Here is a 20,171-nt window from a genome sequence, read left to right on the forward strand (position 1 = left end):
GTGACGTGGTCGAAACCGCTCCGACGAAGGTCGTCATCGCCGTGACGCGCACCGCCGTCGAGGACCGCCTGGTGCGCGCGAAAGTTGCCGAGGTATGGGGCTCCGGCGCCGACGCCCCCGAGGTCTTCACGGTGCCGCGTGGTTCCTCGATGTCCGGTGAGGTCGCCGCCCTCAGCGCGCGACTGGCCGGCAGTGATGCCGAGTTGATCCCGATGGGCGTGACCTGGCTGCCGTCGGAGCACACCGACGGCGAGCGCAAGGTTCGTCTCGTCGATGTCGTGCGTGGACAGAACCCTTATAAGCCAAATCCCCGCCAGCAGAACCAGATTGCGCGTCGTGAACCCGACCGTGGGCGCGTCATCGAGGGCGTTCCGGCGAGCATCGAGACCTTGCGTGCCCGCTTTGCCGAGGGCGGCAAGGATCCAGCCGTCGAGGGCGATTCGTTCGCGCGCTTCGTGGCGCGCCGGGCCCGGCTGTCGCTGCAACGAGCCGACGCGCAACTGCTCGGACCGCAGTTCAAGTCGGCCAAACTCGTCAAGGACGAGATCCTCGCGAACCGGCACTTCCAGGAGGGCTTGGCGCAGATCCGCGCCGAGCTCGGCCCGAAAGCCGTCACCGACGAAAAGGTCGATGAGATCCTCGAGGAACTCGCGACCGGCTGGGGGCGCTTCTTCATCGATGTCTTCCCACGCGTCGGCCGGGCGGTCTATCAGCGCGGCTTCGAGCAAAAGATCGACAGCCTGCCGGAGGAGATTGAGCGACTCCGTCGCACGATGGCCGAGCGACCGGTCATCTTCTTGTGGTCGCACCGGTCCAATCTCGATACCCCCGTCCTGTCAGTGTCCTTGCACGAGAACGGACTTCCGCTCCCGCACATGTTCGCGGGCATCAACATGGCGTTCGGTCCGATGGGCGCGATCATGCGTCGCGCGGGCGTCATCTTCATCCGCCGCAGCATTGGTGACCCGCTCTACAAGTTCATGCTCAAGGAGTTCGTCGGCTATCTCGCCGAGAAGCGCTTCAACCTCTCCTGGTCCATCGAGGGCACGCGCTCGCGGACCGGGAAGATGCTGCCGCCGAAGCTCGGGCTGCTCTCCTTCGCCGCGGAGCCCTATGTCGAGGGTCGCTCCGATGACATTGCGCTGCAGCCGGTCGCCATCACCTTCGACCAATTGCACGAAGTCGGGGAGTATGCCGAGTACGCCCAGGGCGGCAAGAAGACCGCCGAGGGCTTCTCATGGCTCTACAACTTCATCAAGGCCCAGGGACAAAATCACTACGGCAAGATCTACATTCGCTATCCCGAGCCGGTCTCGATGCGTTCGATCATGGGTCCGCCCAATGGGGAGATCGCGCAGGATCCCGACAAGCGCCGCTTGGCCCTGCAGAAGATGGCCTTCGAGGTGGCCTGGCGGGTCAACAAGGCCGCGCCCGTCACGCCGACCGCGCTCGTGACGGCCATCTTGCTCGGCGCGCAGGGAGTGGCGATGACGTCCGCCCAGGTGACGGCGGGCGTCGCGCCGATCCTCGACTATCTCGACGAACTCGTTGTGCCACAAGCAGATTCCGTCGCCAACTTGCGCACTGTGGCGGGCGTCGAGCAGGTGCTCTCGGCGCTCGCCGCGTCCGGGACCGTGACCCGGGTGCCGGGGTCACGGCATACGGTCTGGCAGATCACCGAGAAGCAGCAACTGGCCGCGACCTTCTATCGCAACTCGATCATTCACGTCTTCCAACTTGGCGCGATCTGCGAGATCGCGCTCGTCCTCGCCAGCCGTCAGGCGCAACCTGGCGCCGACCGGCTTGACGTCTTTTGGCGGCAGGTGGAGCGGCTTCGTGATCTGCTGAAGTTCGACTTCTACTTCCAGGAAAAGTCGGTCTACCGCAAAGAGATCGAGCAGCAGATGGCGACCGCCGATCCGGAGTGGCAAGCGCGTCTGGTCGATCCCGGCTTTGAGATCGAGACCTATCTGCGCAGCCGCGTTCCACTTGTGGCGCCGTTCACGATCCGGCCCTTCTTCGAGTCCTACGGCATCATCGCCGATGTGCTGGCGCACCAGCCGGCGGGCGGCGAACTGGACAAGGCCGCGATCACCAAAGAGGCGCTGGCCTATGGGCAGCAATTGCTCGCCCAGCGACGCATCGCCTCCGCGGAGCCGGTGTCGGCCCTGCTCTTCGCGACCGGTCTGCAACTCGCCGAGAACCAGGGCGTGCTCAAGGACGGTCCCGACCGGGCCGAGCGGGCGCTGACTTTCGAGAAGGAACTCAGCGAGATCCTCGCCGCGATGGAGTTGATCGGCCGCGTGGCCTCGACGATCTTCACCGAGCAGTTGCGCGCCTCACGTCACGACTGATCCTTCGCGAGCCGGTCCTGGAAGGCGAGGATGCGCTCGATCGCGGCAGCCACCGGGCCCGGCCCGGAGGCCAGCGAGAGGCGGACATACTCGCCACCGTGGACCCGGTCGAAGTCGACGCCGGGCGTCAGCGCGACATCCTCTTCGGCGAGTAGCGCGGCGCACCAGGCGACTGAATCGGCATACGGCCCAAGCTGATTCGCGATGCCCGCGTAGACGTAGAAGGCACCATCGGCCGGCGCCACGCCGGTCCACCCGAGCCGCGGGAGAGCCTCGAGCACGAGTCGGCGGGCTTCGGCGAAGCCGGTGACGGCGGCCTCGCACTCGGCATACGCCGCCTCGGTGAAGCCGGCGATGGCGGCGTGCTGCGCGGGGACCGGCGCGCAGAGCGCGAGGTTCCCGGCGAGCGCGTCAATGCGCGGCGCGAGGTCCTGCGGCATGAGCAGCCAGCCAAGGCGCCAGCCGGTCATACCCCAGAACTTGCTGAAGGAGGAGACGACGAGGGAGGCGTCGTCATACGACCAGGCACACGTGCCGGTGGAGCCGGTGTAGCTCACGCCGTGGTAGATCTCGTCGCTGACGACGCGCACCCCGGCGGCGTGGCACCACGCGAGCAACTCGCGCATCTGCTCCTGCGGAATCATCGTGCCGGTCGGGTTGGCGGGGCTCGCGAGGACCACGCCGGCGAGCGGGCGTTGCGCGTGGGCGCGCTGGAGCAACTCGACCGTGGGCTGGAAGCGCACCTCGGCTCCAGTGTCCAGTTCGACGACCTCGCACCCGAGCGAGCGCAGGATGTTGACATAGGCCGGGTATCCCGGCCGCGCGACCGCCACCTTGTCGCCGTGGTCGAAGGCCGCGAGGAATGCCAGGAGGAAACCACCGGAACTGCCGGTGGTCAAGCAGATGCGGTCGGGATCGAGGTCGAGGTCATACCAGCGGCGATAGTGGGAAGCAAGCGCCTCACGAAGGGGGCGTATGCCGCGAGTCTCGCTGTAGCCCAACGGAATCGCTCCGCTCATGGCGTATGCCGCCGCCTCCCGGACCGCCGTCGGCGCCCCTTGGCCCGGCTCGCCCGCGCACAGGTTAATGACATCGCGACCCTCCGCCCGCGCCGCGGCCACTGCCTGAAGCACGGTCATGACCGTGAAGGCCGGGACGTCCGAGCGGGCGGAGGGTTGGCGCGTCATAGGGCTAGGCAATCACATCGCCCCCGAGGTGCTCGCGGCTCACTCCGCCTCGACCGAGAAGAGGTCGCCGATGCCGCACTGAAGGACATCGCAGATCGCGGTCAAGGTGCTGAAGCGGACCGCCTTGGCGCGATTGTTCTTCAGGATGGAGAGGTTGACGACGGTGACGCCGACGGCATCCGCGAGGGCTGCGAGCGTCATATCTCGTTGCTGCAGAAGGTGATCGAGATGGCAGATCACGCGATGGGGCTCGTCGACCGGCATCAGATCAGCCCGTCGGCATCATCGGAGAGCTTGGCCCCGACCTTGAAGGCCTCCGCGATCAACGCAGCGACCAGCCCTATCGTCATGGGCAGCCACGGCAGGGTCATGCTTACCATCAGGTCGAGTCCGCCGAGGTCGAGGTTCGAGGCCAGCGCGCCGTCGACGGCCATCCGCGCGAATAAGGCGACTGCGGGGCCGATCATCAGCAGGAAGGCGATGGCGCGCCAGCGGCCAACCTGGCCAGCGGCGAATGGCTGACCGGAACTGATGGAGCGCATGATGCGCAGGAAGATCGCGATGCACGCGATGACGACGGCCGTCAGGAGTACACCGGGCAGGAGGTCAAGGATCCGCGCTCCGGCGCCGGGGTTCGAGTAGTCGACGGCATAGTCCGCTGGGCTGTAGAGCACGCCGGTCCGGTCGAGTTCGGGGACCGTGACCGCGCTGGAGAGCGGCAGGCTGATCGGCTCGCCCTGAATCCAGCGCAGGATCGGCAGGCCGACGCTGGCGACCAAGGTCCGGGCGCCGACCAGCCACAGCAGGATGGTCAGCCCAATCCGGTCACTGCGGTCGAAGGCCAACCAGTCCTTGCGCTCGGTGCGGCGTGCTGGTCGGCGAGTGGTGTCGTTCATGGGCGTTCCCCTTCCCCAAGACGTATCGACTGTCGATACAACGAATATCGTTATGCATATCGACTATCGATGTCAAGAGGCAGGGGTTGCGCCTCGGCGTCGGTTACCAGGATTCGCCGTGGAACTCGTGCTCAGGCGCCTCGCGCAGCAGCCCGCGGTAGGCCTTGACGACGGCCTGCCCGTGGTTGATTACCGCATCGACCTCGCGGGCGATGCGCATCTCGACACCATGCTCCCGCGCGAGTTCGACGACGACGGAGGAGGACTTCACGCCCTCGGCCACCTGCTTGAGTTCGGCGGCGATCTCGTCGAGATTCTTGCCCTGCGCGAGCATGATGCCGACGCGGCGATTGCGGCTGTGCGGGCTGGTGCAGGTCGCGATCAGGTCGCCCATGCCCGCCAGGCCGGAGAAGGTCTGCTCGTGCCCGCCCATCGCCACCCCGAGTCGGGTCAGTTCCCGAAGCGACCGGGTGATCACCATGGCGCGCGTGTTGTCGCCGGCCTCCAGGCCGTCGCCGAAGCCCGTCGCGATGGCGAAGATATTCTTCAGCGCCCCGGCGACCTCGACGCCGACGACATCGGTGGAGGTGTAGACGCGGAACATCGTCGAGCGCAGGATGCCTTGCAATGACTCGGCAAGCTGCTGGTCGGGCATCGCGAGGGTGGCCGCGGCGGCATACCCCTGCACGATCTCGCGGGCGATATTCGGGCCGTTGAGGACGCCGACCGGGTGTCCGGGCAGGACCTCGCTGACGACCTCCGTCATCCGCAGCTGGCTGCCCTGCTCGAGGCCCTTGACCAGCGAGACCACGGGCACCCACGGACGCAGGTGGTCGGCGGCCTCACCGAGGACGGCGCGGCAGGCTTGGGAGGGCACGCCGAGGACGAGAACATCCGCCTGGGCGACGGCTTGCGCGAGATCGGTGGTCGCCCGCAGCGCCGGATTGATCGGCAGGTCGCCGAGATAGCGGCTGTTGATATGCCGAGTGTTGATGTCCTCGACCGTCGCCTCGTCGCGGGCCCAGATCGTTGTCGGCGCATTGCGCGCGGCGATCGAGGCGACGGCCGTCCCCCACGATCCGCCGCCGAGGATAGTGACATGGGGACGGCGCATAGGGGCTCCTTCGGGGCGGGCGGCCACCATGCCGCCGGATTGGTCGTGCTGCAGCCTACCGAGCGCCCGACGCCACCCGCCCTCACGACCGCCCTACCGCTTGGTATCGGTCGCGAACACGACCAATATCAAGCGGTAGCGCGGTGTTTAGGCCGCGTTGATTGGGCGGCCGGTGCGCGTCTGCGGTTGCGCGAGACCCGGTGCGCCCCACGTTAGGTCGTAGACCGTGGGCACGAAGGGCTGCCAGAGCAATGGCATACCGGCCTCCTCGGGGGTCCGGTCGCCCTTGCGCCAGTTGTCGTACTCGCACGCGGCGACCGCATTAGCCCAATCGGTCGCCCCGCCACGCGATTTCGGCAACACGTGGTCCATTGTGGTCGCCGTCGGCTGGCCGCAGTAGGCACACTGCCCGTGGTCGCGCTTGATGACGCCCTCGCGGGTGTAGATCGCGAGCGGGTCGGACGCGACGACGGTGACCTTGGTGCCGTGGGCGAAGGTCGCGCGGCCGGTGCGCCGGCGGGCATACTTCCAGGCCGTCTTGACGTAGCGCGTCAGGATCAGCACCTTCGGCCGCGGCATCGGCCCGAACATCTCCGGCCCCTCCTCGAGCACCGCAGCGACCCCACGCCACAGCATCGTCATGGCGTGCCGCACCGAGACGGTGTGCAGGGGCTCGTAGGTCGTGTTGAGCACGACGACGGTCATGGGGTCACCTCCTTGGTGGGCATTCTCGACGTGGGCTGATGGTCGGGGGTTGGGGTACGCAGTGCGTGGCCACCGGGCGTCTGCCCGGTTGCGTCGGCGAGAAATGCTAGGCAGGCGCCCGGTGCTCTAACCAGTGATTTTCAGCGGGTGCGTTAGGTGGTCTCGACGGTCGTCACCACGGTTGTGACCCCGGGGGCGCGGGGCGTCGAGGAGAAGCCGAAGCGGCATGGCGGGTCGACCGGGCGCAGGTCGCCGAGTGGCTCCCCGTCCAACCGCCCGGAGACGGAGGTGATGGCGCGCACGTCGGTGGCGGCATACCACTCCCGTCGGCCGGGCCGGGCGACGCCGCGCGTCCGCACGCCGCGCAGGACGACTCGGGCGATGGGGTCGACGGCGCTCGCCCAGGCGGTGCTCGTCGCGAGTGGGCGGGGTATGCCGCGCAGCCCCCACCCCAATGGCCGTCGCCGTCCGATCGTGAGGCTCACCGAGAGTGACTCGGCCGCCAGAGACCATCGAGCGTCATTGCGCTGCAGGTCGATCGGCTCGATTCGCGTCTCGTCGAAGGTGTAGGTCTCGGCCACGAAATCCCGGACCTGCGCCGTGGGCGCGACCAGCACACGGTGGCCGTCGGCCCGCTCGATCATCACATCGGTGAACCGGCCGAACGGCGACTCCCACCAGGTGCCGATGACGAGCCGCGTCCCGCTTCTCGTCCCTAGGCCGGCGATCTGGCCGGAGAAGCGTTGTCGAATCATCGGTCCGCTGTCGTGAACGTCGCTTCGGCGCCATCGCGATGCAGCCGCCAGACGCGCGTCGGTTGGATGGTCTCGAGCAGGGCGCGGTCGTGGGTCACGATGACCAGTGTCCCGTCGAATGCCCGAAGGGCCGCCTCCAACTGCTCGATGCCCTCGACGTCTTCGTGATTCGTCGGCTCATCCAAGATCACGGTGTTCACCGCCCGACCCTGCAGGATCGCCAGCGCGGCGCGAGTTCGCTCGCCGAGGGAGAGCGAGTCGCAGCGGCGACCGACGATCTCCGCGCCAAGCCCAAACTTCGCGAGCAGCGTTCGCACGGTCGCGACGTCGGTCTCGCCGAGCGCGCGGGCAACGGCGGCAAGCAGTTCCTCATCCCCAGCCAGCATGTCCCGACCCTGATCGAGCGTGCCGAGGTGCACCCGGCTTCCCCACGAGAGCCGACCCGACGTTATCGGCACGCGTCCCAGCATCGCCTGCAGGAGAGTCGATTTGCCGCTGCCATTTGGACCCAGCAACGCCACGCGGTCGCCGCGCGCAAGGTGCGTGGAGACCGGATCCAGCCGGAAATTGGCACGCTCGACGACGACCTGATCGAGCGTCAACACGACATCCGCGGACGGGGTTGCCTGCGCAATCGTGTAGCGCAACTCCCACTCCTTGCGGGGTTGCTCGACGATGTCGAGCCGCTCGGCTGCGGCCCGAGCCCGGGCGGCCCGCTGGTCCATTCGTTTGGCCTGATCCTCGGCATACTTCTTGGCGATTCCCGCGTGCGGGCCGAGATCGGACTTCTGTGCCCGGCCCTTGGCCGCCCATTCGCTCTGCCGGCGCGCGCGAGCGGCGAGGCTGTCGCGTTCCGCGATGTAGGTGTCGTAGGCGGCCACCGCCTGTGACCGCGCCAGCGCTTTTGCCGCGCGATAGTCGGACCACCCGCCGGTGTAGTGGTGGACGGCCTGCTGGTGCAGATCCAGTTCCACCACCCCCGTCGCCACCTCGTCGAGGAAGCGCCGGTCGTGCGAGGCGACAAGCACCGGTCCGCTCACGGAGCTGAGGTATGCCGTGAGCACCCCCAACCCGGCCTGGTCCAGGTTATTGGTGGGTTCGTCCAAGAGCAGAATGTCGTGCTGGCTCAACAGGATTGACGCGAGAGAGGCGCGTGCGGCCTGGCCGCCCGACAGCTCTCCCAGCGGCCGGTCGACCGCCACGTCCAGGCCAACACGGGCCAGCGTCTCGCCCAGCCGGGCGTCCAGATCGCCGCCTCCGAGAGCGAGCCAGCGGTCTAACGCGGCGGCATACCGGTCCTCGGCGCCCTGCTCACCCGCCGTGAGTGCTGCTGTAGCGCAATCGAACTCGGCCTGGGCGGCTGCGACTCCGGTGCGGCGGGCGGAATACTCCAAGATCGTCTCGTCACCGCGCGGCGGGGACTGGGGGAGGTAGCCAACCGTCGCGTCCGTCGGGGAGGTGCGGACCGCGCCCCCGTCGGGCGCGTGCTCGCCGGCGATGATGCGCAGCAGCGTCGACTTGCCGGCGCCATTCGGGCCGACCACGGCAACGACATCGCCGGGACCGACGACCAGGTCGAGACCGGTGAACAGCGGACGCGCGCCAAAGCCGGCCGCGAGGGCAGTTAGGTGCAGGGAAGCGGGCATGGGGGACCTCGGAATCGCTCGACGGATGGGGGCGAGAGGTCAGTTCCACATGCCTCCAGGCTCGGCCACCGCCCCGCCGCCCGTCAAATCCATTGTGCCCGGCGCTTGGGCGGGCCGACCGGCTACAGAACTGCGGCGAGACCCGGACTCAGCACGCTTGGCCAAGCCCCGAGGTCCTACATATCTGTAGTCCGCAGGACCAAGACCGCGGCGGCTCAGCGAGACCTCAGGCGTATGCCGCACAATCGTCACCGCCATGGACACGGTGCTGAGCAAGATCCTCCACCAGCCCAGCTGGCTGATCTACACGATCGTCGGGATCGTCGTCTTCGTTGAGGACGCCTTCTTCGTCGGCTTCGTCGTGCCCGGAGAGACCGTCGCGGTCCTCGGGGGCGTCGCGGCGAGCCTGGGGGAAGTCAATGTCTGGGCCCTGGGACTCATCGTCGTGCTGGCGGCGATCGCCGGGGACAGCGTGGGGTACGAGATCGGGCGGATCTGGGGGAGTCGGATCATCGCGCACCCTTTCTTCGACCAGCGTCGCAAGCAGCTCGACAGCGCGCAGGACTTCCTGCGGCGCCGCGGTGGCTCGGCCGTCTTCCTCGGCCGCTGGACCGCGTTCTTCCGGGCAGTGATGCCAGCTCTCGCTGGGACGGCGCGGATGCCGTATCGCACCTTCCTGCCGTGGAACGCCGTGGGCGGATTGTGTTGGGGCGCAGCGGTTGTCGCGATCGGCTTCTTCGCCGGGCACTCCTATCAGCGGGTGGTCACGCGCTTCGGACAGGGGTCAGCCCTGGTCGTCCTCGCGATCGTTGTGCTTGCGGTGCTCTGGCACTGGACCAAGCGTCGGCGCACCCTCGCCGAGGAGGGCATGGAGTAGGCGTTACGGGGTTCCTGCCCGTCGACTTACGTCGCCCGCTCGGCCACTCGGATGCCGATGGTGACGACATCGCCGAGGCCGACGCCTTCCGCGCGCTGCACCACAACCTTCACGGGGACGAGATAGGTCCCCTGCCGCGGCATCAGTGAGGTCGTGAACTCGGTCTCACCGATGCGCGCGTGCGCCGCGATGCACCCCCAGCCGTAGCTGAGTTCCGGCCGCTCCCGCAGTTCCGCGGAGACCTCTGCCGGAGTCGGAACGAAGAGGTATGGCGAGGGCCCCCGCCACTCGATCACCTGGCCGGCGAACTTGAACTCCACCAGCGCACTCTAGAGTGCGGGGCGACGATGTGTGGGCGGACGGCGTTTCCGCAGGTCAGGGACCAAATGGTCAACTAGTCGGGGTGACAGGATTTGAACTGTTCACGCGCCAGATTCGGCTTGGTCCTCTGAACTGCACCGTAGGCATCTGACCTGCGGTGACGTAAAATCTAGCGCGTGAGAGGACCGGGCACAAGGGGACATGAGATGTCGCTAGTTATGCCCCAGTTATGTCCGCTTGTGACCCCGGGTGTCACGCAATGACGAGGGCAAAGCGCGACTTCGGCACGATTCGCAAGCGAGCCAACGGGCGCTGGCAGGCGTTCTACATGGGTCCCGACCAGGCCTTCCACCGGGCGCCGTCGACCTTCGACACGAAGATGGACGCCGAGGCGTGGCTGGTGGCCGAGCGTCGGCTGCTGCAGAACGATGAGTGGTCGCCGGCGCGGTCGCGACGGGCGAAGGTCAAGCGGTCGACCGAGATGTTCGGGCCTTATGCCGAAGCGTGGCTCGAGCAGCGTGACCTCAAACCGCGGACCCGTGCGCTCTATCGAAGCCAGCTGGATCGGTTCATCCTGCCGGCGTTCGGCGAGGTCTCGTTGCGTGACATCACGCCCCAAGCCGTTCGCAAGTGGCACATCGGGTTGGGGACGAAAACGCCGACCCAGCGTGCCCACACCTACAGCCTGCTGCGCTCGATTCTCTCGACAGCGGTGACCGACGAGATCCTGGGCTCCAACCCGTGCCGGGTCCGCGGTGCCGGGGTGACGAAGCGGGCGCGTTCGATCGAGCCGGCGACGCTTGGAGACCTGGAAGCGGTCCTCGACGGGATCCCGGACGCTTGGCGGGCCCTGGTCCTCATCGGCGCCTGGTGCGGTCTCCGGTTCGGCGAGGTCACCGAGCTCCGACGCAAGGACGTCGACCTGGCGGCTGGCGTCATCCACGTCGAGCGTGGCGTGGTGCGCGTGCATGGCGAGGTGAGCGTGGACACGCCCAAGACCGCCGCGAGCGTTCGGGCCGTGGCCATCCCGCCGCACCTCGTGCCTGCGCTGAGAGAGCATCTGAAGAAGCACGTCGCTGCGGGACGGGAGGCGCTGCTCTTCCCGTCGTTGGGCGACCTTGACATCCAGCTGCACTCGAACACCTTCCGACGGCACTGGATCAAGGCGAGGAACAGCGCCGGCCGGCCGGACCTGCGGGTCCACGACCTGAGGCACACCGGGGCTGTCATGGCCGCGCAGTCGGGCGCTACCCTCGCTGAGCTCATGGCGCGGATCGGGCACTCGACGCCGCGAGCCGCCTTGCGGTATCAACACGCTGCCCAAGGCCGTGATGCCGTCATCGCTGCCCGAATGTCCAAGGAGGCCAAGAAGTGGGCCAAGCGCCGCGGTGCGGTGGGCGGGTAGGCTCACGGCCCTCCACGCATAGCGCCCACCACATGACGAAACCCCGGCGATGTGGCCGAGGCCAGGGATCGTTCCGGGGTCTTCGGTTCGCACGTTGCCGGATGGCCGAGTCCCGGGGCTAGGGGTGCAGTGACACCGGTTGTGTGTACACTCGCTCCATACCGCCCGGCCCCTCAGGGGCCGGGTTTATTCATGTCACCATCCGACGGGCCGCGTGAGACGACCCACCGACGCGGGCATTTGGTGGATCGTGAAGTCGGTCATAGTCAGCTGGTACCACCAGTGGCCACCCACCCCGGTCGAAGGAGCAGCGTTCAGCGCGCCGGCAGGGTAGCCCTTGGTCGGGTTCACAAGCCCGAGCGGGACATGTTGTCTGACGACGTCAACCGGCATCTTCAGATCGCTGTCATTGCTCACGACGACGGCTGCGTCCACGGAGCCTCCGAGGACATCGACGAGCATGTGGCTAGCGACATTGACGTCGCTGCCCTTCTCCTCGCGGCGAGCAACGGACGCCATGAAGGTTGCCCTGGGCACATCGACGCCTTGGCCGTCTCGCACCATGAGGGGCCACCGGGCTTCAGTCAGGACAGGGCGGCCGCGGCGATCAGCCGTCGCTAGCGGGGCGGTGGCCGTCCTCGCGACGTAGGTGCCGAACTCGATGACATCCACTGCGCCATGCTGAACCAAGGCCCGGAGGTATGTGTCCTGGTCCCTTTGGCTGTCAACGTTGTCGCGACCGCGGATGCGTGCCGTGCAGAACACCACGCGACTGTCGGCGATAGTCGGCCAACCTGAGTGCGCCGAGACAACCCCCTCGAGCATCGCGCGTATGTCGAGCCACCGCCAACCGGCCGTGCCCCGACCGCAGATGCCCCGACCGCCGTAGTAGAGGTTGTACCCATCGATGTAGACCCCTACGCGCATACAGCCATTGTGGCAACTGACTGTGACAGTGGCCCAACGCTCCGCCAACGGTGTACCCGAGATCGGTCAACTGGCTGTTGGTATGCGGACCATGAGCCGGTCGACGTCGTCCGGGTCAAGGCGGATGACGCGGGGGCCGCTGCGGTAGGCACTCAGGTCACCAGCGGCGATCCTCCGTCGGAGGGTCCGGGTGCTGAGTCCAGTCCTCTCGGCGGCCTGGGCGAGTGATTCGAACTGACGACGGGGCTTCTGTGTCATGGCATGACCTCCTTCGCCTTCCCAAAGCGAGACGATCGTCGCGGAGGGTCACGTCATGCACATGAAACTCGAATACGTTGGGCCCAAGACAATCGTCCCAACACTGTTGGGACGATTGCTCAAGCGGGCCACGCCTGCGCGACGGCGCGCATCGCGTTCAGTCATTAGTCTTCGCGAAGCATCCAAACCCTCTCCATCGGGATGCGGGCTCTGACGTCCTCAGGCAGTCGGTCGTAGTTGCGTTGGACTGCGGCGATCACGTCCGACGCATCCCACACCTTGACGCGGAACCGCTGATGTTTGACCGCGTCCTTGGCTGGCTTGCTCAGGCCCGTCCAGGTCGCGAGGAGGCCATAGTCCGCGCCGTGCGTGCTCACCAAGCCATTGAGCTGTGCGACGACCTCGGAGCCGATCTGACCCGTCTTGACCTGCACGATCAGCTTCGGCGACTCGAGGCCAAGGAGGCCGCGGCCCGCGGTTATGTCGATGCCGCCGTCAGCGCCGGGCGGTGCTTCGTCGACCTCGAACCCCTCAGCTTCGAGGAGCACTGCGACGAGGTGAGCGAACGCGTGGCCCGCGAACTCCTCACCGATCCGCGCCGAGATCTGATCGGCTGCGACTTCCGCGACGTTTGGCTTGGACTCGGGGTCATCGACCGCGCTGTCCTCGACGTGGCTCTTGCTAGGCCCGTCCTTGGGGGTAACTGCCACGGATCCGGGATCCTCACCGTGGGTCAAGAGGTGGTCGAGGCGGGCGACCGCGTTGTTGCGAGACGGAGAGAAGATCGAGATGGCGCTGCCGAGGGTGTAGAGCAGGTCCTGCTTCACCACGGTTCGGGCAACTCGTCGCAGCCACTCGACCGCGACGACGTGGCGACAGTTCGGATCTTCCTCATGGGCCAGGTACTGGTATCCCGACGTCACCCGTCCAATCGCCAGTTCACGGGTCGTCTTCATCGGAAGGATCAGAAGGTCACCCACCTCGATGCGGTGGCGAAGGGCCCACATCTGGCCGGTGTAGGAAGCGACCAGGCCTGGTGAGTCCGTCCCGAACGTATCCGCTACGACCTGCTCCACGTCCTCGCGCGTGGTGAACGGCGTGAGGTCAGGGACTTCCTTCCATCCGCCGCCCGAGAACCCATTCGCGATGGCCCAGTCATCGCGTTCGCCGTAGCGGCCTGATCGGATGACCCATGCTGATTTCATCGGTCTCCTTCCCGCTGGGGTCCCAGCTTCACTCTGAATCTCCGTCGCGGATCTCAAGGTCCGGGAGAGCGTCGACGATCTTCATCGTCTCCAGGCTGACGGTGACGATGCGGGCCAGCAAGTCGATGATGTAACGGGGGTCGCCGACCTCGCGGGACCAGTCATTGGGGTCGTTGACGATGCCGGAGGACTTGTCGGTCTTCACCTGGTAGCGGTCGATGATCCACTCGATCGCTGACCGCGACCCGAGCATGTAGCGGTACGCCTCCTCGGGGATGCCGCTCACGGTGATCCGCGAGTTGTAGACCACGGTCGAGCGATCCGGTACGAGCTTTTTGGTTTCGGGGTCGCGGACCTTCGCGAACGCCATCTTGTCAACGCGGAAGTGCTCGTATGCCGCGTCGCCGGCTGGCGCTGGATCGTCAAGGCCCTCAAGCGGATATGGCGCGACGGCCTCGTAGCCGAGATGGAGGTCCGACAGCTGGCGACCGGCCTCGACGTACGGCCACGGGTCGGTGACCAGTGGGATGCGGGGCAGCATCTTCTTGAGGTCGGCCGCATACGTGTCGCGGTAGTCGGGGGAATGGAGCAGGCCGTAGACATAGAAGAAGATGTCGTCCTTGGTGATCGATTCCCCGTATCCCGCGGCGAAAGTCTCGCGCGCGTGGTCGGTGATGTTGTCGATCCGCCGGTACCCGTCAATCCCACGATCGCTGTCTGCCAGATCGAGTGCGAGCATCCCCTCTTCAGCCTCAACCTTCTCGTAACGCCAACGGGCAAAGAACTGCCCGGTGTCGAGGAGGTGAAGATCGGGAGTGAAGTTGGTAGCGATCGCACAGAAGGGATAGTGAGACGAAGGGCCCGTTAGCGTGAAGCCTGGGTTGTTGCTGCCAAAAAGTGGGAAGTAATCGCTTGTTCTGTACTGCACCTCATTAACGGGTGAGTAGAAGGCGAGCCACGCGCGCGTGAAGGGTCGATAACTGCTCTGACGGTAGTGGGAAGCGTCAGGGAGGGGCACCCTCTTGTTGCTTCGGAATCGAGAAGACAATGAACGTGACCAGTTGATGACTGACTTGTCGGTTGGCGGCAGTCCCCCCAAAGCGTAGTTATACGCGGTCAGCATGCGCTCGACATTGGTGCGCACCGCCGACCGGGAAAAGTTGTACGCCCAAGCGTCACGGTTGGTGACCACGCCCTTCGTGGTGCCGGAGAACACCCTCTCGATCGGCAGGTAAGCGCCGAAGGTGCTGCTTCGTTGGTCGATCCAGTCTCCATGACTGTTCGGCTGTAGGACTATGGAATCAACACCGGAGAAGTTCGAGGCATTAACCAACTTGACAAACTTCTCGTCACGGCTGAGATAGTCGCCGATGTCTGCGTAGTGGATCTCTGCGCGAGAGTTTCGCTTAGGGTCCCTGACGAGAATCAGTATGGCTGCAGAGGTGGTGCTGCCTCCCTCGAAGACCTTTCCGCCTTCGCGGCGCCAATCACCCTTCTGGTCGCCACGCAAGTTCAGAATGTAGGCGTCACTGAACTCGAGCTCAATGCTCCGTCGCAGCCCGTCTGCCATTCGAGATGTTAGCCAGCCTCCGTTGGTCACAAATGCAACCATTCCGCGTTCGGCTATCCTCAAGGATGCCCAACGAATGGCGCGAATATAGGAGTCATAGAGTCGAGCCAGAGACGTAGAAGAAGATCGTGCGGCGTACGACTCTCTAATTGACCTATCCAGTGTCGGGTAGGACTCGTTGGCGTTGTCGTCGTTGGCGGAGTCCTGGCCGGAGGAGTACGGCGGGTTACCCACGATGACCTGGATGTCGAGGGCTTTGAGGCGCTCGAGACGTTCGTTGTTCTGGACGAAGACGGTCGTGTCGAGGGTGTCGTTGTCCTCCCAGGACTGGAAGGTGTCAGTGAGGATCAGACCCGGGAAGGCCTCGTAGTCGCCAGGGTCGCCGAGCTCGCCGCGGAGGTCCTGATACGTCGTCTCAATGTTGACCGCAGCGATGTAGTACGCAAGCAGCAGGATCTCGTTGGCGTGCAATTCGTGGTGGTACTTGCGGGCCAGGTCCTGCGGCTCGATGAGCCCGAGCTGGAGCAGCCGAGTGATGAACGTGCCGGTGCCGACAAAACCGTCGAGCAGGTGCACCCCCTCGTCGGTCAGGCCTTGGCCGAAGTGTTGCCGCAGGACGTCATCGGCGGAGCGAAGGATGAAGTCGACGATCTCGACAGGCGTGTAGACGATGCCGAGCTTGTCGACCGTCTTCTTGAAGGCCGTGGCGAAGAAGGTGTCATAGAGCTGGACGATCAGCTTCTGCCGCCCTTCGGCAGTGTCGACACCCTGGACCCGCATCCGCACCGAGTCGTAGAACTTCTCCAACGAGTGGTTCTCGTCGTCGAGGTTGTGCTCGTCGAGAGCCGCGAGCATCCGCTCCATCGTCTGGGCGACCGGGTTGTGCGCCGCAAAGTCATAGCCGCCGAACAGGGCGTCGAACACAGGCCTGGTGATGAGGTGCTGGGCAAGCATGTCGACCGCATCGGCCCGCGAGATGCCGTCGTTGAGGTTGCCTCGCAGGCCCTGAAGGAAACGGTCGAACTCTGTTGTGACAGTGGCGTTGCCCCCGTCGAGGAGTGCTGTGATGCGTGTGACGTGACGCTGAGCGATGTCGGCGATGTCCTTGGCCCAGTCCTCCCAGTAGCGCCGCGAACCGACCTTCGCGACAACCTTCGCGTAGATCGCCTCACGCCACTCGTCGAGGAAGGCAAGCGAAAGCGTCCCCTGAGTGCCTCTCTGGTCGTCCGTCCCGTCGCGCTCCGGAGCGGGCACGCCGATGACGTTGATCTTGTCGTCACGCTGCTTGACCAGCTCGATCCGGTTGACCATCGCGTTGAACCGCTCGTCGTGCGCCCGCAGAGCCTGCAAGACCTCCCACACCGCGGCATACCGCTTGTTGTCACGCAGAGCCTGCTCCGGGGTCATCCCGGCCGGGATACCGACCGGCAAGATGATGTAGCCGTACTGCTTGCCCGGTGAACGGCGCATCACACGGCCGACGGACTGGACGATGTCGACGACCGACTTGCGCGGCGAGAGGAACATGACCGCGTCGAGCGCTGGCACGTCGACGCCCTCGGACAGGCAGCGTGCGTTGGTGAGGATGCGACACACGCCATCGGGCACATCGGCGCGGAGCCAGTCCAGTCGGGTGTTGCGCTCCAAGGCGTTGTACGACCCGTCGACATGCTGGATCTCGCAGGTCAGCAGCGGCTCGCCGCCGGCGTCATCGAGGTCGTGGGCGGCAGCGTACTGAGCGACGGTCTCCGCAAAGAGGGCCTCCACTCGCTTGGAATCCTGGATGGTCCCCGCGAACGCGACGGCTCGCCGCATCGGTGCCGGATCGGCATCGAAGGAGTGCTCCGCGGAACCGCGCTTGGCCAAACCGTTCCAACAGCCGACGATCTTCGCGGCGTCGTCGAGGCGCAACTCGTTGCCTTCATCGGCGAGCTGGAGCTGGAAGGTCCGCGACACGGCTGTCTCGTCGACCGCGAGGACGAGGACCTTGTAGTCGGCGAGCAGGCCTTGCGCCACTGCCTCCCCAAACCCGAGGCGATGGAACTCCTCCCCGAACACGGACACGTCATCCATCGACGCGAGCACTGCACTTGCCTCGCCGGCCTTGGCCTTGGAGGAGTCGTCATAGATCCGCGGCGTCGCCGTCATGTAGAGCCGCTTGCTGCCCTTGATGTAAGCCGCGTTGTGGATCCGCACGAACGCAGACTCGTCCTCGCCCGCCAGAGTCGTTCCGGTCGTGCGGTGCGCCTCGTCGCAGACGATGAGATCGAAGGCCGGTAGGTCGCCCTGACTCTGCGCCTGGTGGACGACGTCGATCGACTGGTAGGTCGCGAACACCACGGTCATTGACGCTGTGTCGCGGATGGCCTGGGTCCACCGTGACTCGAGGATCGCGATGTTGGTCGTCGAGGGGAGTGCGAGATCGACCGCGGAGATGTCCTCGCTCGTCGCCTTCGACCGCGCAGTTGCCTTGCGGTCAGAGCACACGGCCAAGGGGGACAGCGGTACCTCGGCCTCCGTGGCCCACTCCCGCAATGTTTGCGACAGCAGGCTGATCGAGGGCACGAGGAAGAGCACGCTGCCGCCCGCGCCGACGAGTTGCTCGGCCAACCGCAACGAGGTGAACGTCTTCCCCGTGCCGCACGCCATGACCAACTTGCCGCGGTCATCGGTGGCGAGCCCACGGCATACGTCCAGGATTGCCTTGGACTGGTGCGGCCGGAGCTTCTTCTTGTCGGTGACGGTCAGCGCCTCAGGGGCAGTCCAGTCGAAGGCATCCCAGTCGATCATCGAGGCCTCGAGATCGGCTAGCCCGATCCGGCGTACGGGGATCTGCTGACCCTGGATCGCGTGCTCGGCGTGAGCGTTCCATCGATCGGTCGTCGACACGACGATCCGCTGCGTGAACCCCTCCTTGCCCGATGCCGACAAGAAGGTGTCGATGTCGGGCTTGGACACAGTCGACTCGGGGTCGAAGAACTTGCACTGGATGGCCACGTGGCCACCGCTCAGCCGGTCCACCGCGACGATATCGATGCCGGTGTCGTGTTTGCCGCCGCGGCCGGGCCAGTCCTGCCACAGCCAGACGTCGCTGAACTGGTCGGCGTAGACGGGATCCGTGCGCAGATACTGCGCGATGAGCCGCTCGAGCTTGCTGCCCTTGTCTGCCTTCGAGGTGGCGCGTGCGTCCAGGTCCTCCAGCACCTCGTAGATCGACGTCGACATGGGGACGATCCTGCCCCATTAGGTGGGCTCAGTCGGCTCGGCCTCGCCGTAAGGCGACTCGGCCGCTGCGCGCATCCGATAGGCGTGTCGCCGAGGGAGCTCCACTCCCGCCCAAGCGATCGCCTCATCGAGGGTCAGACCCTCGCCGCGCGTGAGTGCGATGAGGACTTCGCCGACCCGCCTGTCCCAACGCTCAATCGCCTCCTCGCGCCTCGCGAGAGCGCGGTCCAACTTGGCTGCAAGACGGCTGACGCGTTGGTCCTTCGCTGCCTGCCTGATGCGCGCCGCCGTCGCCGCATCCAAGGCCCTTCTCCGAGCACGCTGCCTGATCGACTGCTGCGACTCCATGGCTCTGCTCTCTCCTACGCCCGACACGGACACCGGGCCCTGCTTCCTAAAGGGGAGCGGAGCGTTCTAAGGTTCACGGAGCCAAACGTTTCGATAGGCACTGATTGCGAATGCAGCGATGTCAGACACACCTCATGCACTCACGGCCTCTGTTCATTTCGTTGTGATGTAATAAACGCCATGGACCGACCGGAAGCATCGGCGAATCCGGCGTCGTCGCGGAAGTCCCCCCGCGAGCCCGGCCAGGTCTTGGCGTGCGGCTGGTGCGGAGGCCCGGTGATCGTCCAAGTGCGTGGGCGCATGCCGAAGTGGTGCTCGCCGACCTGCCGGACCAGAGCGTCGGAGCGGCGACGGGCTGCGGCCGAGGGGTTGGCGGCCGTCAAGGTCGTCGACCGGGACGTTGAGCGCGTGCGCACCGTGAAGGTCGTTCAGCACCACACCCACCAAGTCGAAGTCGAGGTTGTCCGCTGGCCTTCTGCGACGACGGACTGGGTCACGGCGCTGAGGGATCTGACGCGGCGCGTGGAGTCTGGGAGGGTCTACGACCGCGACCTCGAGGGCTTGGCGGAGGCCGTCAACGAACTCGTCGGAGCTCTGGTTCGCCGGGGTCGTCGAGGCTGACGCGAGCCCTACGAGACGAGATCTGAAGCCGAGACTCCAAGTGCGTCCGCCAGGTCGTCACGACGCTCGAAGAGGACTCCGCGTCGACCGTGCTCCAGTTCGATGAGCTGGTTACGACTGAGTCCACAGGCGAGACCCAGTGCCTTCTGGGTAAGGCCTTGCTCGAGGCGCCGACGGCGGACGTTCGCCCCCACGCGCTGCCGGCTCTCGAGCCACCGCTGTTGGCGCTCTGGGTCGACTCGGTCTCGACGCGTGGGCACGCGCCGATGCCACGCTAGTTTGGCTTGGAAGTCTGCCCTACTAGTAGTGCATAGTGCTGGTGTGGACCCAGCGGTTCGGTTCGGGATCAAGGCCAGGTATCCCGGCGCGTGTGGACTCTGCGGTGCCCCTGTTGCTGTCGGGGAGCGGATCTTCCAGTTGCCCAAGAAGCGCACGGGCGCTGGTGGGCGTTGGGTGTGCGCCGCCTGTCGCTTCCCCGACCCGGAGCGGGTCATCGACGTAGCCTTTTTGGTCAGGAAGCTCGAGCAGCGGTTGCTTCACGGGCCGTCCTACACGCCGACGATGGCCGAGGTGGACTTGATCGTCACGGTGATGGGCTATGTCGACCCACTCGAGGAGGGCGAGTTGCTCATCCTGCGTCGCCTCCAAGAGGCGCAGCTGGCACGTCGCTGCCCCACCTTCGGCCGAGCGAAAGTCGCAACACTCCTCGCGCGTATGAACGCGGCCGCGCCGCGCTGAGACCAGTCGCCTGGCCCCG

At 66.0% G+C, this 20,171-nt stretch carries 18 protein-coding genes; 5 read left to right on the plus strand and 13 right to left on the minus strand.

Annotated features, from left to right (window positions below; all coding sequences use genetic code 11):
- Positions 1–5: 5 nt before the first annotated feature.
- Complete coding sequence (locus tag ABD225_RS12160; RefSeq protein ID WP_344085579.1) at positions 6–2,354, plus strand: glycerol-3-phosphate 1-O-acyltransferase; 2,349 nt, start codon at positions 6–8, stop codon at positions 2,352–2,354.
- On the opposite strand, the gene ABD225_RS12165 is transcribed toward ABD225_RS12160, so the two are convergent.
- The 7 genes from ABD225_RS12165 to ABD225_RS12195 form a co-directional block, all read right to left on the minus strand.
- A complete protein-coding gene (locus ABD225_RS12165) occupies positions 2,345–3,541 on the minus strand; it encodes a pyridoxal phosphate-dependent aminotransferase (protein ID WP_344085582.1) in 1,197 nt (398 codons plus the stop codon). The two genes, ABD225_RS12160 and ABD225_RS12165, sit on opposite strands and share 10 nt — an antisense overlap.
- A gap of 39 nt (positions 3,542–3,580) precedes the next feature.
- Positions 3,581–3,805, minus strand: a complete 225-nt coding sequence (locus ABD225_RS12170) for a helix-turn-helix domain-containing protein (protein WP_344085585.1) — start codon at positions 3,803–3,805, stop codon at positions 3,581–3,583.
- Positions 3,805–4,437 carry a DUF2975 domain-containing protein gene (locus ABD225_RS12175; protein WP_344085588.1) on the minus strand — a complete coding sequence of 211 codons (633 nt, stop codon included), beginning with the start codon at positions 4,435–4,437 and terminating at the stop codon, positions 3,805–3,807. The genes ABD225_RS12170 and ABD225_RS12175 overlap by 1 nt, the downstream gene beginning before the upstream one ends.
- Positions 4,438–4,540: 103 nt before the next feature.
- The gene (locus ABD225_RS12180; protein ID WP_344085591.1) at positions 4,541–5,551 is read right to left on the minus strand and encodes an NAD(P)H-dependent glycerol-3-phosphate dehydrogenase; all 1,011 of its coding nucleotides are present in this window, start codon (positions 5,549–5,551) and stop codon (positions 4,541–4,543) included.
- 147 nt (positions 5,552–5,698) lie between these two features.
- Entirely contained in the window at positions 5,699–6,256 is a 558-nt protein-coding gene (locus tag ABD225_RS12185) for an HNH endonuclease (RefSeq protein ID WP_344085594.1), read from the minus strand.
- A 152-nt stretch (positions 6,257–6,408) separates the two neighbouring features.
- On the minus strand, positions 6,409–7,011 hold the full coding sequence (locus ABD225_RS12190) for a hypothetical protein (protein WP_344085597.1): 603 nt from the start codon (positions 7,009–7,011) through the stop codon (positions 6,409–6,411).
- Positions 7,008–8,657: an ABC-F family ATP-binding cassette domain-containing protein gene (locus ABD225_RS12195; protein WP_344085600.1), complete on the minus strand. Its 1,650-nt coding sequence runs from the start codon at positions 8,655–8,657 to the stop codon at positions 7,008–7,010. Before ABD225_RS12195 ends, ABD225_RS12190 begins: the two co-directional genes overlap by 4 nt.
- A 256-nt stretch (positions 8,658–8,913) precedes the next feature.
- On the opposite strand from ABD225_RS12195, the gene ABD225_RS12200 reads away from it, so the two are divergent.
- On the plus strand, positions 8,914–9,534 hold the full coding sequence (locus tag ABD225_RS12200) for a DedA family protein (protein WP_344085603.1): 621 nt from the start codon (positions 8,914–8,916) through the stop codon (positions 9,532–9,534).
- Positions 9,535–9,560: 26 nt separating this feature from the next.
- Here ABD225_RS12200 and ABD225_RS12205 read toward each other — a convergent pair whose 3' ends face one another.
- The gene (locus tag ABD225_RS12205; RefSeq protein WP_344085606.1) at positions 9,561–9,854 is read right to left on the minus strand and encodes a DUF1905 domain-containing protein; all 294 of its coding nucleotides are present in this window, start codon (positions 9,852–9,854) and stop codon (positions 9,561–9,563) included.
- Between the two features lie 260 nt (positions 9,855–10,114).
- Between ABD225_RS12205 and ABD225_RS12210 the strand changes: the two genes are divergently transcribed.
- The gene (locus ABD225_RS12210; protein ID WP_344085609.1) at positions 10,115–11,260 is read left to right on the plus strand and encodes a tyrosine-type recombinase/integrase; all 1,146 of its coding nucleotides are present in this window, start codon (positions 10,115–10,117) and stop codon (positions 11,258–11,260) included.
- Between the two features lie 195 nt (positions 11,261–11,455).
- Here the strand turns inward: ABD225_RS12210 and ABD225_RS12215 are convergent, their stop codons facing one another.
- The 4 genes from ABD225_RS12215 to ABD225_RS12230 all read right to left on the minus strand — a co-directional run bounded on the left by ABD225_RS12215 (position 11,456) and on the right by ABD225_RS12230 (position 18,445).
- Positions 11,456–12,187 carry an NYN domain-containing protein gene (locus ABD225_RS12215; protein ID WP_344085612.1) on the minus strand — a complete coding sequence of 244 codons (732 nt, stop codon included), beginning with the start codon at positions 12,185–12,187 and terminating at the stop codon, positions 11,456–11,458.
- Between the two features lie 66 nt (positions 12,188–12,253).
- Positions 12,254–12,445 (minus strand): helix-turn-helix domain-containing protein, encoded by a 192-nt coding sequence (locus tag ABD225_RS12220; protein ID WP_344085615.1) that lies wholly within the window; start codon positions 12,443–12,445, stop codon positions 12,254–12,256.
- A 164-nt stretch (positions 12,446–12,609) separates the two neighbouring features.
- Positions 12,610–13,650, minus strand: a complete 1,041-nt coding sequence (locus ABD225_RS12225) for a restriction endonuclease (RefSeq protein WP_344085618.1) — start codon at positions 13,648–13,650, stop codon at positions 12,610–12,612.
- Between the two features lie 28 nt (positions 13,651–13,678).
- The gene (locus ABD225_RS12230; RefSeq protein ID WP_344085621.1) at positions 13,679–18,445 is read right to left on the minus strand and encodes a DEAD/DEAH box helicase; all 4,767 of its coding nucleotides are present in this window, start codon (positions 18,443–18,445) and stop codon (positions 13,679–13,681) included.
- A gap of 528 nt (positions 18,446–18,973) precedes the next feature.
- Here ABD225_RS12230 and ABD225_RS12235 point away from each other — a divergent pair.
- Positions 18,974–19,414: a hypothetical protein gene (locus ABD225_RS12235; protein WP_344085624.1), complete on the plus strand. Its 441-nt coding sequence runs from the start codon at positions 18,974–18,976 to the stop codon at positions 19,412–19,414.
- Positions 19,415–19,422: 8 nt separating this feature from the next.
- On the opposite strand, the gene ABD225_RS18735 is transcribed toward ABD225_RS12235, so the two are convergent.
- Entirely contained in the window at positions 19,423–19,848 is a 426-nt protein-coding gene (locus tag ABD225_RS18735; RefSeq protein WP_425564410.1) for a helix-turn-helix domain-containing protein, read from the minus strand.
- On the opposite strand from ABD225_RS18735, the gene ABD225_RS12240 reads away from it, so the two are divergent.
- Complete coding sequence (locus tag ABD225_RS12240; RefSeq protein ID WP_344085627.1) at positions 19,736–20,152, plus strand: hypothetical protein; 417 nt, start codon at positions 19,736–19,738, stop codon at positions 20,150–20,152. The two genes, ABD225_RS18735 and ABD225_RS12240, sit on opposite strands and share 113 nt — an antisense overlap.
- Positions 20,153–20,171 lie beyond the last annotated feature (19 nt).

The sequence above is a fragment of the Nostocoides veronense genome, from assembly GCF_039531185.1.
Taxonomy (GTDB): Bacteria; Actinomycetota; Actinomycetes; order Actinomycetales; family Dermatophilaceae; genus Nostocoides_A; species Nostocoides_A veronense.